12 protein-coding genes are annotated in these 12,727 nt (G+C 67.1%); 8 read left to right on the top strand and 4 right to left on the bottom strand.

Going from position 1 to position 12,727, the window contains the following annotated elements:
- Positions 1–20 precede the first annotated feature (20 nt).
- Positions 21–548, bottom strand: a complete 528-nt coding sequence (locus HUN07_RS14870) for a 2'-5' RNA ligase family protein (protein ID WP_174910577.1) — start codon at positions 546–548, stop codon at positions 21–23.
- Between the two features lie 19 nt (positions 549–567).
- Here HUN07_RS14870 and HUN07_RS14865 point away from each other — a divergent pair, with 19 nt between their 5' ends.
- The 4 genes from HUN07_RS14865 (at position 568) to HUN07_RS14850 (ending at position 4,447) form a co-directional block, all read left to right on the top strand.
- A complete protein-coding gene (locus tag HUN07_RS14865) occupies positions 568–1,665 on the top strand; it encodes an isocitrate/isopropylmalate dehydrogenase family protein (RefSeq protein WP_174910575.1) in 1,098 nt (365 codons plus the stop codon).
- 165 nt (positions 1,666–1,830) lie between these two features.
- A complete protein-coding gene (locus HUN07_RS14860) occupies positions 1,831–2,670 on the top strand; it encodes an ABC transporter substrate-binding protein (RefSeq protein ID WP_254623000.1) in 840 nt (279 codons plus the stop codon).
- 20 nt (positions 2,671–2,690) lie between these two features.
- Positions 2,691–3,677 carry an amino acid ABC transporter permease gene (locus HUN07_RS14855; RefSeq protein ID WP_254622517.1) on the top strand — a complete coding sequence of 329 codons (987 nt, stop codon included), beginning with the start codon at positions 2,691–2,693 and terminating at the stop codon, positions 3,675–3,677.
- A gap of 17 nt (positions 3,678–3,694) precedes the next feature.
- Positions 3,695–4,447 carry an amino acid ABC transporter ATP-binding protein gene (locus HUN07_RS14850; RefSeq protein WP_174914748.1) on the top strand — a complete coding sequence of 251 codons (753 nt, stop codon included), beginning with the start codon at positions 3,695–3,697 and terminating at the stop codon, positions 4,445–4,447.
- 9 nt (positions 4,448–4,456) lie between these two features.
- Here the strand turns inward: HUN07_RS14850 and HUN07_RS14845 are convergent, their stop codons facing one another.
- Positions 4,457–5,305: a class I SAM-dependent methyltransferase gene (locus tag HUN07_RS14845; protein ID WP_174910567.1), complete on the bottom strand. Its 849-nt coding sequence runs from the start codon at positions 5,303–5,305 to the stop codon at positions 4,457–4,459.
- 289 nt (positions 5,306–5,594) lie between these two features.
- Between HUN07_RS14845 and rpsA the strand changes: the two genes are divergently transcribed.
- Positions 5,595–7,067 (top strand): 30S ribosomal protein S1, encoded by a 1,473-nt coding sequence (gene rpsA / locus HUN07_RS14840; RefSeq protein ID WP_013416161.1) that lies wholly within the window; start codon positions 5,595–5,597, stop codon positions 7,065–7,067.
- 163 nt (positions 7,068–7,230) lie between these two features.
- Here rpsA and HUN07_RS14835 read toward each other — a convergent pair whose 3' ends face one another.
- Positions 7,231–7,443 carry a hypothetical protein gene (locus HUN07_RS14835; protein ID WP_114722835.1) on the bottom strand — a complete coding sequence of 71 codons (213 nt, stop codon included), beginning with the start codon at positions 7,441–7,443 and terminating at the stop codon, positions 7,231–7,233.
- A gap of 129 nt (positions 7,444–7,572) precedes the next feature.
- On the opposite strand from HUN07_RS14835, the gene coaE reads away from it, so the two are divergent.
- Positions 7,573–8,796: a dephospho-CoA kinase gene (gene coaE / locus HUN07_RS14830; RefSeq protein ID WP_217487222.1), complete on the top strand. Its 1,224-nt coding sequence runs from the start codon at positions 7,573–7,575 to the stop codon at positions 8,794–8,796.
- A gap of 10 nt (positions 8,797–8,806) precedes the next feature.
- Here the strand turns inward: coaE and HUN07_RS14825 are convergent, their stop codons facing one another.
- On the bottom strand, positions 8,807–9,313 hold the full coding sequence (locus tag HUN07_RS14825; protein WP_254622999.1) for a DUF402 domain-containing protein: 507 nt from the start codon (positions 9,311–9,313) through the stop codon (positions 8,807–8,809).
- A 191-nt stretch (positions 9,314–9,504) separates the two neighbouring features.
- On the opposite strand from HUN07_RS14825, the gene uvrB reads away from it, so the two are divergent.
- Complete coding sequence (uvrB, locus tag HUN07_RS14820; RefSeq protein ID WP_174910562.1) at positions 9,505–11,661, top strand: excinuclease ABC subunit UvrB; 2,157 nt, start codon at positions 9,505–9,507, stop codon at positions 11,659–11,661.
- Between the two features lie 21 nt (positions 11,662–11,682).
- Positions 11,683–12,555: an SCO6745 family protein gene (locus HUN07_RS14815; RefSeq protein WP_174910560.1), complete on the top strand. Its 873-nt coding sequence runs from the start codon at positions 11,683–11,685 to the stop codon at positions 12,553–12,555.
- The last annotated feature ends 172 nt before the right edge of the window (positions 12,556–12,727 follow it).

Here is a 12,727-nt window from a genome sequence, read left to right as displayed (position 1 = left end):
AGATCGCATGCGGCGTCGCATCAGGGGCGCCGTGTGATCAGCCACTCACGTTTGGCATCCGAATCCCACCGCCTGATGCCGTCCGACCGGCCGACGACGTCACGGGCTCCGGCCCTCGTCACCACGATCGCAGTGCCGAGATCCGTGGCCTGGATCCGGCGCGACAGCGTCACGTGCGGGGTCCACTCGCCCGGAACGATGTGCGACGGCACGCCCTCGCAGTCGACCATCAGTTCGTAGACGATCCGCTGAAGGGTCAGTAGCTCGGTGGTGGGCACCACCAGTCGGGCGAGGGTGAGCCGGCGCCCACCGAACACCACGACACCGCCCAGGCGCAGGGACAGCGGGGCCGACGGCAGCTCGCGAACCAGTGCGACCTCGACGTCGGGGGGAACATGGTGCGCGACGCCGAGCGTGATGTGCGGCCGATTGGATTCGGCGGTGATGCGGTCCTGGCTCGGCAGACGTGCCGACGACAGTCGACGCCATTCGGCTCGTACGGTCGCGTCGATATCCCGGTCGAGAAGCAACTCCACGGACTGGACCATCGTGAGTAATGATTGCCTGATGGGGAGCGCGCGTACAGGAGATTTGCCGAAACCGCGGATCGGTCTGTTGCAGGGCGACGGAATCGGACGCGAAATCGTGCCGGCCACCCGGGACGTCGTCGACGCTGCAGTGGCTGCGGTGGGGCTTGCCGAGGTGGAGTGGGTGCCGCTCCCGATCGGCCACGACGCGATCGCCACCCACGGGTCGCCGACACCCGAGAGCACCCTCGTCGCGCTCGCCGACCTCGATTCGTGGATCCTCGGCCCGCACGACAGCGCGTCGTATCCCGATCCGTTCCAGATGCAGTTGACCCCCGGCGGGATGATCCGCAAACGGTTCGACCTCTACGCGAACATCCGACCGTCGCGCGCACTGCCAGGTGTGCGAGCGGTGTCGCCACACATGGATCTCGTCATCGTCCGGGAGAACACCGAAGGCTTCTACGCCGACCGGAACATGTTCGCCGGCAGCGGCGAGTTCATGCCCACCCCGGACGTCGCGATGGCGGTCGCGGTGGTCACCCGGCAGGCGTGCGAACGGATCGCGCACGCCGCCTTCGATCTCGCGCGCCGCCGACGCAAGCGAGTCACGGTGGTACACAAGGCCAACGTGCTCTCGACCACCACCGGCCTGTTCCGGGACGTCTGCCGGGAGGTGGGCGAGCACTATCCGGACGTCCGGGTAGACGACGAGCACGTCGATGCGATGGCCGCGTATCTGGTGCGCTGCGGCGAGGAGTACGACGTCATCGTCACCGAGAACATGTTCGGGGACATCCTGTCGGACCTGGCCGCGGAGTTGGCGGGATCGCTCGGCACAGCGGCGTCGATCAACGCGTCCGGATCGAAGGCCATGGCGCAGGCCGCACACGGAGCCGCCCCGGACATCGCCGGCCGCAACCGTGCGAACCCGACCGCCTTGTTCCTGTCCGCGGCGATGCTCCTCGACTGGCTGGCATCGACCGGACACGACAAGGGCTTGTCCGCCGCGTCGGCGAGGATCCGCAACGCCGTCGAACGCACCGTGGAAGCGGGCGTGGCCACGGCGGATCTGGGTGGGCTGGCGTCGACGAGTGAGTTCACGGAATCGGTGATCGCTCGGGTGATTCGGCGATGACCATGATCAACTTCCGCCCGGGGGTATCGAGCCAGTAGGGTTTCGGGGTCCAACGGCCGGAGATGGGAGGAATGACCGATGTTCGGACCAGTGGCTGCTGCCACCCGCGGTCGGCGAACTCGGTCGATCCGGTGGGTGATCGGTGCGCTGCTCGCGGTGGTCGCGATGACCGCCACGGGGTGCGTGACCAACAACGAGGGTCTGGTGCCCGTGGTGTCCGGGGTCGACATACAACGCGTGGAATCGATCGCAGACCAGTTGCCGTCGCCGATCGCGGCGTCCGGGCGCCTCGTCGTCGGCGTCAATGTGCCGTATGCACCCAACGAATTCAAGGACGAGGACGGACGCATCGTGGGTTTCGACGTCGACCTCATGAACGCCGTCGGCCAGGTGCTCGGGCTCACGGTCGACTACAAGCAGGCGGACTTCGACAAGATCATCCCAGCCGTGCAGGCCGGAACGTTCAACATCGGGATGTCGTCGTTCACGGACACACTGGAGCGCGAGCAGTCCGTCGACTTCGTCACCTACTACAGCGCGGGCGTCCAGTGGGCTCAGCGCCCCGGTGACGACATCGACCCGAACAATGCCTGCGGCCTGCGTGTCGGTGTGCAGACCACCACGATCGAGGACATCGAGGAGGTGCCGGCCAAGAGCGAGGCGTGTGTCGCCGCCGGCAAGCCCCCCCTCGAGAAGGTCAAGTACGACAGCCAGGACGACGTCGCCAACGCGCTGATCCTGGGCCGAGTCGACGCGCTGTCGGCCGACTCGCCGGTGACGGCGTACGCGATCAAGCGAAGCGACGGCCGGATCGTGCCGGCCGGCGAACTGTTCGATTCCGCTCCGTACGGCTGGGTGGTCGCGAAAGGCTCGCCCCTCGGCCCGGTCCTGCAGCAGGCGATGCAGTACCTCATCGACGGCGGTCAGTACGCGAAGATCGCGGACGCGTGGGGCGTCGGGGCCGGTCTGATCGAGACGTCGGTCGTCAACGGGGCCACCAGCTGATGGCGGAGAGGCGAGGAGCGATGTCGGGCAACGAGAATCACATGTCGGCGAGGGGCGTGGGAGCCGAACCGGAACCGATCAAGTCTGTCGCGTTGCGCCACCCAGGCCGGTGGATCGCTGCGGTGGTCGTGCTGGGATTGTTCGGGTTGTTCGTATACGGCGCCGCCACCAACGCTGCCTTCGAATGGGATGTGTACGGCCAGTATCTGTTCGACAAGCGAATCAGCGCAGCCGCGTGGAAGACGATCCAGCTCACCGTGCTGGCGATGGCAATCGCGATTGGGCTCGGCGTGATCCTCGCGGTGATGCGGCTCTCGCCGAATCCCGTGCTGCGCACTGCAGCGTGGGTGTACCTGTGGATCTTCCGCGGCACCCCCGTCTACGTCCAACTGGTGTTCTGGGGACTCTTTCCGTCGATCTACAAGACGATCGATCTCGGCATTCCGTTCGTGCATCAGTTCGCCCACATCGACCTGCAGGACCTCAGCGCGGCGTTCCTCTTCGCAGTGATCGGCCTGGCACTCAACGAGGCCGCATATATGGCCGAGATCGTCCGCGCCGGAATCAGTTCGGTGAGTGAGGGTCAGACGGAAGCCTCGGTTGCACTGGGTATGACGTGGTCGCAGACGATGCGCCGCACGGTCCTCCCGCAGGCGATGCGGGTCATCATCCCGCCCACGGGCAACGAGTTGATCAGCATGCTCAAGACCACCTCGCTGGTCACGGCAATTCCCTACAGCCTCGAACTGTACGGACGGAGCCGGGACATCTCGGGCGCGAACTTCCACCCGATTCCGCTGCTCCTGGTGGCCGCGACGTGGTACCTCGCGATCACCAGCATTCTGATGATCGGCCAGTTCTATCTCGAGCGGTACTACTCGAAGGGTGCGTCCCGCACGCTCACCGCGCGGCAGTTGCAGGCTCTCGCCGACGCGCAGGGGCGCCCGGTGACGGTCACGCCGGACGCGGACACGCTGCCGGACACCCCGGGAGGCGAGCGTAAATGACATCGACGACCACCCCGATGGTGCAGGCCGACCGTGTCTGCAAGAACTTCGGCGCCCTGCAGGTGCTGCGCGGTGTCTCCCTCGAGATCGAACGCGGACAGGTCCTGTGTCTGATCGGCCCGTCCGGTTCCGGCAAGTCCACGTTCCTGCGCTGCATCAACCATCTCGAACGGGTCAACGCCGGCCGGCTGTACGTCGACGGCGAGCTGGTCGGGTACTCCGAACGCGGCGACAAACTGTACGAACTGAGCGCCCGTGCGGCCTCCCGCCAGCGCCGTGACATCGGGATGGTGTTCCAGCACTTCAACCTGTTTCCGCACCGCACCGCCCTCGAGAACATCATCGAGGCGCCCATGCAGGTGAAGAGGGTGCCTCGGGCCAAGGCGATCCAACGCGCTCGCGACCTGCTCGACCAGGTGGGGCTCGCGGAGAAGGCGGACGCGTACCCGGCGCAGCTGTCGGGCGGGCAGCAGCAGCGCGTCGCCATCGCGCGGGCGCTCGCGATGGACCCCAAGCTCATGCTGTTCGACGAGCCCACGTCGGCCCTCGATCCCGAACTCGTAGGTGAGGTGCTCGGGGTTATGAAGCAGCTCGCGAACGACGGCATGACGATGGTCGTCGTCACCCACGAGATGGGGTTCGCCCGCGAGGTCGCCGACCAGTTGGTGTTCATGGACGGCGGGGTGGTGGTCGAGGCGGGCGATCCGAGGCGGCTGCTGGCGAACCCGCAACAGGAACGGACCAAGGCGTTCCTGTCCAAGCTGCTGTGAGCGGGGCCCTCAGTTCGGTTTGCGGGTGACGAAGATCGCCGTGCCGGGGAACAGTTGGCCGCGCAGGGGGCTCCACTGGCCCCACTCCCGGTCGAGCCACTCGGGCCACTCGGGTTCGACGATGTCGCGTACCGCGAGTCCGGCGGCCACGGCCTCGCGGACCCGGTCGCCGATCGTGCGGTGATGCTCGACGTACGTGGGCACGCCCTCGTCGTCGACCTCCACATACGGTGTGCGATCGAAGTAGGGAAGCGCGGCGGTGAGCCCGCGCGGACCCGGATCGTCGGGGAAGATCCAGCGGATCGGGTGGTTCACCGCGAACACCCACAGACCGCCCGGACGCAACACCCGCGCCACCTCGGACATCACCCGCGCCGAGTCCGCGACGAACGGCACCGCACCGAACGCAGAGCACGCGATGTCGAAAGTGGCGTCACGGAACGGCAGGGACTCGGCGCCCGCCTGGATCAGCGGAACGGACGGGCCACCCTGTTCCATCGCGGCGACGCCGCGCGCGAGCATGCCCATCGAGATGTCGAGCCCGACGACGTCCGCGCCCTGGCCGGCCAGCCAACGCGAGCACGGCGCCGAGCCGCAGCCGACCTCGAGGATCCGCTTGCCGGCCACGTCGCCGAGCAGGTGCACATCGCCTTCGTGCAGGCCCTCCGGACACCACATGAACTCACCGGCAGCGGAGTCGACACCGAGGAACTCGCCGTGGGTGCGGTGGTAGTCGTCGGCGTCGGCGTCCCACCACGCGCGGCTCGCGCGTTCACTGGCCTCGGTGCCGATCCGGGTGCGGCTCACTCCGCTGGTACCGAGAGTGGAAATTGCGGCGGCATGGCGATCGTCGGACATGGGTATCAAGGGTAGAGACCGGCTCTCCGCGCCGAACCGCCAGGTGAATCGGCCGGGTGATGTGAGAGTTTGCCCAGCTAGCTCGAGGTCGCGTACCCTGTTGCTCGCGAGTGTCTTCGGCGCACGCCCGGCCGGTTGCAGGATTGACGGGACGGGTTGGCGCAGGAGCCTCGTGGGGGACTGGAAGTCGGGTCGATTTCGGCGCTCGCCGGAATCTACGGCATGCCGGTCCACCTGTCTGACAGAACACCATCAACCGACTATCAACCCGTCCGGAGCAACTCAACACATGCCCTCCAACACCGTGACCTCGCCGCAGGTAGCCGTCAACGACATCGGCTCCGCCGAGGACTTCCTCGCCGCCATCGACGCAACGATCAAGTACTTCAACGATGGCGACATCGTCGAAGGCACCATCGTCAAGGTCGACCGCGACGAGGTCCTGCTCGACATCGGTTACAAGACCGAAGGTGTCATCCCTTCCCGCGAGCTCTCCATCAAGCACGACGTCGACCCCAATGAGGTCGTCTCCGTGGGCGATGAGGTCGAAGCCCTGGTCCTCACCAAGGAGGACAAGGAAGGTCGACTGATCCTGTCGAAGAAGCGCGCTCAGTACGAGCGTGCCTGGGGCACCATCGAGGAGCTCAAGGAGAAGGACGAGGCCGTCAAGGGCACCGTCATCGAGGTCGTCAAGGGTGGCCTCATCCTCGACATCGGTCTCCGTGGCTTCCTGCCCGCGTCGCTCGTCGAGATGCGTCGTGTCCGCGATCTGCAGCCGTACGTCGGCAAGGAGATCGAGGCCAAGATCATCGAGCTCGACAAGAACCGCAACAACGTGGTCCTGTCGCGTCGCGCATGGCTCGAGCAGACCCAGTCCGAGGTCCGCAGCGAGTTCCTGCACCAGCTCCAGAAGGGCCAGGTCCGCAAGGGCGTCGTGTCCTCCATCGTCAACTTCGGTGCCTTCGTGGACCTGGGTGGCGTCGACGGCCTGGTTCACGTCTCCGAGCTGTCCTGGAAGCACATCGACCACCCGTCCGAGGTTGTCGAGGTCGGCAACGAGGTCACCGTCGAGGTTCTCGACGTCGACCTGGACCGCGAGCGCGTCTCCCTGTCGCTGAAGGCGACCCAGGAAGATCCGTGGCGTCAGTTCGCCCGCACCCACGCCATCGGCCAGATCGTGCCCGGCAAGGTCACCAAGCTGGTTCCGTTCGGCGCGTTCGTTCGCGTCGAGGAGGGCATCGAGGGCCTGGTGCACATCTCCGAGCTGGCCGAGCGCCACGTGGAGGTTCCGGACCAGGTTGTCGGCGTCGGCGACGATGCGCTCGTCAAGGTCATCGACATCGACCTGGAGCGTCGCCGCATCTCGCTGTCGCTGAAGCAGGCGAACGAGGATTACAACGCCGAGTTCGATCCGTCCAAGTACGGCATGGCCGACTCGTACGACGAGCAGGGCAATTACATCTTCCCCGAGGGCTTCGATCCCGAGACCAACGAATGGCTCGAGGGCTTCGACAAGCAGCGTGAGGAGTGGGAGTCCCGCTACGCCGAGGCTGAGCGTCGCCACAAGATGCACACCGCTCAGATGGAGAAGATGGCTGCCGACGAGGCTGCCGAGGCTGCTGCCGGCGCTTCCGGCACCAACTACTCCTCCGAGTCGGGCTCCGACGAGGGTGCTGCTGCGTCCACCGAGTCCGCTGGTGGCTCGCTGGCCAGCGATGCACAGCTCGCCGCGCTGCGCGAGAAGCTGTCGGGCAACGCCTGATGACAGCGGCCTGATCACTCAGGCTTGATCTACCGAAAGACCCCGGCCCCACAGGGCCGGGGTCTTTCGTGTATGCGGTGTTCCCGCGCTGGGTGCGTCCGGGCATACGACTGTGGCCCGATCCGAGTCGGATCGGGCCACAGTGTGTGTCGTACGCGGGCGGTCAGTTCGCCGCGGCAGGCACCCATCGGGTCGGCATGGTCGCCGTGCGCTTCCGGATCGAGGCGAAGCTGTGGCGGGCGGGCGTGAGCACACTGGTGAACCAGTTGCGGCGGTGTTCCGCGAGTGCAGTGGCCACCTCGGGGATGAGGATGGCGTGGACGCCGTTGTCCATGCCAAGACGGTGCCGACCGGGACGGGTGGGATTGCTGCGCATGAGCTTCTCCTACTCGGATCGCGAATCGGCTGGTCGGACGGCTGATTGAAGGCTATCCGACCAGGTCGTGGAACCACGACATTTGGCCGCTTGATGATCTTCGGCGTGTTTAGTGCGACACTGGTCGGCGTGTTGAGAGTGGGCCTCACCGGAGGCATCGGAGCCGGTAAATCGACCGTGTCGAAGGTCCTCGCGGAGTTGGGTGCGGTGATCGTCGACGCGGACCTGATCGCGCGGGAGGTCGTCGAACCGGGAACCCCGGGGCTCGCGGCCCTCGTCGACGCCTTCGGCGACGGCGTCCTGCACCCGGACGGCTCGCTGAACCGCCCGGTGTTGGCTGAGCGGGCGTTCGGCAGTGACGAGTCGCGACTGCTCTTGAACTCGATCCTGCATCCTCGTATCGGTGCCCGCACCGCGGAACTCGTCGACGGCGCGCCCGCCGACGGCATCGTCGTGCAGGACATCCCGCTGCTCGTCGAGGGGCGGATGGGACCGGCGTTCAACCTGGTCGTCATCGTGTACGTCGACGAGGTCGAGCGCGTGCGCCGGCTCGTCGAGTTGCGCGGCATGCCGGAGGCGGATGCGCGCGCCCGGATCGCGGCGCAGGCGACCGACGATCAGCGTCGTGCGGCCGCCGATGTCTGGCTCGACAACAGCGGCGCCCCGGAACTGATCGACGCGCAGGTTCGCGCGCTGTACGCGGACCGTCTGGCGCCGTTCGAGGCGAACGTGCGCACGCGGACGGTGGTGGCGGTGCCGCCGATCGTGCGGCCAGCCGATCCGGAGTGGGCGGCGCAGGGCGAGCGCCTGGTCGCGCGACTGCGAGCGGTGTGCGGCGATCGTGCGGTGCGCATCGACCATGTGGGCTCCACCGCGGTCCCGGGTCTGGATGCGCGCGATCTGATCGACGTGCAGATCACCGTTCCCGATCTCGCCACCGCGGATGCGCTGGCCGAACCACTCGCTGCGGCCGGTTTTCCGCCCATCGTCGATGCGAATCGCGACGAGCCGAAGCCGGCGTACGGCGTCGGCGGCGAGGCCGACCCGGCGCTGTGGGACAAGCGCACCCACGGCGGCGCCGATCCCGGCAGGCCCGTGGAGATCAGCCTGCGCGTCGACGGCTGGCCGGGCCAGCGCTTCGCGCTCCTGCTGCGCGACTGGCTGCGCGCCGACGCCGCTGCTCGGGCCGAATTCCTCGAGGCCAAGAGGGTTGCGGTCCGCTGGGCCGCCGCCGACGCGCACACGGGCGAGGCCACCGTGACCTATGCCGCGGCGCTCGCGCCGTGGTTCGATCTCGGCTACCAGCGGGCCTGCGAGTGGGCCGAGCGGAGCGGTTGGTCGGAACGGGGCTGACCGGGCCGCGTCAGCGCCACGAGACCGGCATCCCCTTCGACGCCAGCCACGCGTCCATGTCGTGCCCGTGGGCGGCGATCCCGTCGACCGCGCGCATGGCCTTCTGGACGGCGCGGTCGGCGGTGCCGGTCGAGATCAGACCGTGCGCGGTGGCCGAGATCAATTCGTCGACGTCGAGGAGTTCGGTTTCCCGGCCGGTGCGGACGACGAGGTCCAGATAGTGGTCCTCCGACTTCCACACGTCCGGGCCGGACGTGAAATCGCCGATGTCGATGTAGCGGTCCTGATCACGCTGGTGATATGGGTGGAAATGGAAGATCGACGCCCTGATCCCCAGATCCGGAATCAGCCATGACTCCAGGTAGTGGAAGGTGGGGTGATCCGCCGTCCGCGCCATGTAGAGCCCCCAGGGCTCGAGTCGGTAGTGCTCGACGGGGCGGACGAATCCCTTGGGGTCGGTGTTGGTGCGCTCGGCGATGTTGAAGTGCTCGATCTTCGGGCGGTGTGCGGGAACCATGTCGAGCGCCGGTACGAACACGGGACCTGACGGTGCGGCGGGGGCGGCCGAGTGGGCTCGGGCCGTGCTCTGTTCGACGTTCTCCATACAGCAAGAAATTACAGGCAATCGGGTGGTCCGGCAGCGGCGATCGGTGGGGGAGCGCCGAGGCGTTATCAGAACTTGTCGGAAGCGGCGCATACCCTGGACGCATGGCGTTTGCATCCGAGCACCCCGTCGTCGCGCATTCCGAGTTTCGGCCGGTCAGCGAGATAGAACGATCCGACGCGAGGTTCGAGGTAGTCAGCGAGTACGAGCCGGCCGGTGACCAGCCGGAGGCCATCGCGGAACTCGAGCGCAGACTGCGCGCGGGGGAGAAGGATGTGGTGCTGCTCGGCGCCACAGGCACCGGCAAGTCGGCCACCACGGCGTGGTTGATCGAGAAGCTGCAGCGCCCCACCCTGCTGATGGCGCCCAACAAGACGCTAGCGGCGCAGCTCGCCAACGAACTGCGGGAAATGCTGCCCAACAACGCGGTCGAGTACTTCGTCTCGTACTACGACTACTACCAGCCCGAGGCGTACATCGCGCAGACGGACACCTACATCGAGAAGGACTCGTCCATCAACGACGACGTCGAACGGCTGCGCCACTCCGCCACGTCCAGCCTGCTGTCCCGGCGCGACGTCGTGGTGGTGGCGTCGGTGTCGTGTATCTACGGCCTCGGCACCCCGCAGTCGTACCTCGATCGGTCGATCGAGCTCGAGGTCGGCGTCGAGGTCGACCGCGACGCCCTGCTGCGCCTGTTGGTCGATGTCCAGTACAACCGCAACGACATGGCGTTCACCCGCGGATCCTTCCGGGTGCGGGGCGACACCGTCGAGATCATCCCGTCCTACGAGGAACTGGCGGTGCGGATCGAGTTCTTCGGCGACGACGTGGAGGCGCTCTACTACCTGCACCCACTCACCGGTGACGTCGTGCGGCAGGTCGACACCGTGCGCATCTTCCCGGCAACGCACTACGTGGCCGGTCCGGAGCGGATGGAGCATGCCGTCCAGAGCATCGAGGCCGAGCTCGAGGAGCGGCTCGCGGACCTGGAGAACCGCGGCAAGCTGCTCGAGGCGCAGCGGCTCCGGATGCGGACCCAGTACGACCTGGAGATGATCAAGCAGGTCGGATTTTGCTCCGGCATCGAGAACTACTCGCGGCACATCGACAACCGGCCCGCGGGCTCCGCGCCCGCGACACTGATCGACTACTTCCCGGAGGACTTCCTCCTCGTCATCGACGAGTCGCATGTGACGGTCCCGCAGATCGGCGCGATGTACGAGGGCGACATGTCCCGCAAGCGCAACCTGGTCGAGTTCGGCTTCCGCCTCCCGTCCGCCGTCGACAACCGGCCCCTCACCTGGGAGGAGTTTGCGGATCGGATCGGCCAGACGGTGTACCTGTCGGCCACCCCCGGACCGTACGAGCTGGGTCGAGCGGGCGGCGAATTCGTCGAACAGGTGATCCGGCCCACCGGCCTTGTTGATCCCGAGGTGGTCGTGAAGCCGACGAAGGGACAGATCGACGACCTCGTCCACGAGATCCGGGAACGCACCGAGCGGGACGAGCGGGTGCTGGTCACGACGCTGACCAAGAAGATGGCCGAGGACCTGACCGACTATCTGCTCGAGCTCGGCATCCGGGTGCGGTACCTGCACTCGGACATCGACACGTTGCGGCGGGTCGAGTTGCTGCGGCAACTGCGGCTCGGAGAGTACGACGTCCTGGTCGGCATCAACCTCCTACGTGAGGGTCTCGATCTGCCCGAGGTCTCGCTCGTCGCGATCCTCGACGCCGACAAGGAAGGGTTCCTGCGCAGCACCACGAGCCTCATCCAGACCATCGGCCGTGCCGCGCGCAACGTGTCCGGCCAGGTGCACATGTATGCGGACAAGATCACCGATTCGATGCAGCGGGCCATCGAGGAGACCGAACGCCGCCGCGAGAAGCAGGTCGCCTACAACCTCGAGAAGGGCGTCGACCCGCAGCCGCTCCGCAAGAAGATCGCGGACATCCTCGACCAGGTCTACGAGGAGGCCGAGGACACCGAGGTCGAGATCGGTGGTTCGGGCCGCAACGTCAGCCGTGGCCGACGCGCTCAGGGTGAGGCGGGCCGCGCGGTCAGCGCCGGGGTGTACGAGGGCCGAGACGTGAAGTCGATGCCGCGGGCCGAGCTGGCCGACCTGGTCAAGGAATTGACGGACCAGATGATGAATGCGGCGCGGGACCTGCAGTTCGAACTCGCGGGACGTCTGCGCGACGAGATTGCCGACCTCAAGAAGGAACTGCGGGGGATGGACGCGGCCGGCCTGAAATAACGCCCACTAACGTTCTCGGTCATGGACGCACATGCCGCCGGACGCACCGCCCGCTCACTCGAACTGCTGCACTCGCTCGCCTACTTCACCCCCGAGGTGGAGCAGGAACTCGTCGGAGTCGGGCTCGAATCCGGCCGAATGACCTACTTCGCGGGCCGCGCGGCACCGATGGGGGCGGTGGGTGCCGGAGTCGTGGCCGCGACCTTCTACAACTTCAACCCCGAACTCATCGGTGACGCCGTCCCCCGGGCCTGGACCCTCGCCGCACCGGAGGAGATCACCGACGCGCGGTACCGCGGCGTCGATGCCGCCTACCGGAGGATCTTCGGAGAAGCGGTCACCGCATCGCCGGAGATGTCGGAGGCGGCCCAGCTGGCAGCCATTGCGGCGCAGGGGATCCCGGGCGTCGACGGACGGCCCCTGTACGCGGGCTACGCGGCCCTCGAATGGCCCGACACGCCCCACCTCGTCCTGTGGCACGCACTGACGTTGCTACGCGAGTACCGCGGCGACGGCCACGTGGCGGCACTGCAGACCGCCGGACTCGGGGGCCTCGACGCGCTGATCACGCATACCGCCACCGGCATCGGATTCCAGAAGAAGTTCGCCCAGAACCGGCGCGGATGGTCGCAAGGCCAGTGGGACGCCGCCGCGTCGAGCCTGCGCGATCGCGAACTGCTCGACGAGCGTGGCGGATTGACGGAGGACGGGCGAGAACTACGTGAGGTGGTCGAGGACCTCACCGACGAACTGGCCTCGGCGCCGTGGACCCACCTGGGCGAGGACGGCGCGGCACGGCTGGCCGAGCTCGCGGCGCCGTGGCGACGAACCGTCCGAGAGTCCGGGCTCTTCCCTGACACCCTGTTCGGTCCGCGCTACGGCGAGCCGCGCTGACCGGATGGTGCGTGGTCGACGGCGCCCGTGGTGAAATGAGTTCCAGGGGTGGATCGTCCACCGTGGGATGAAGCATGTTGTGCCGCAATTCCACCTGGTTCTGCGTCGATACGGCTAGTGTCAGCGCAGCGAACGGTGATCTCGGTCGAACAGGGCACTGCAGCCACCGTCC

This window comes from Rhodococcus sp. W8901 (assembly GCF_013348805.1).
Classification (GTDB): Bacteria; Actinomycetota; Actinomycetes; order Mycobacteriales; family Mycobacteriaceae; genus Prescottella.
The sequence above is the reverse complement of the archived record's forward strand: the minus strand, read 5'-3'. Positions and strand labels throughout refer to the sequence as shown.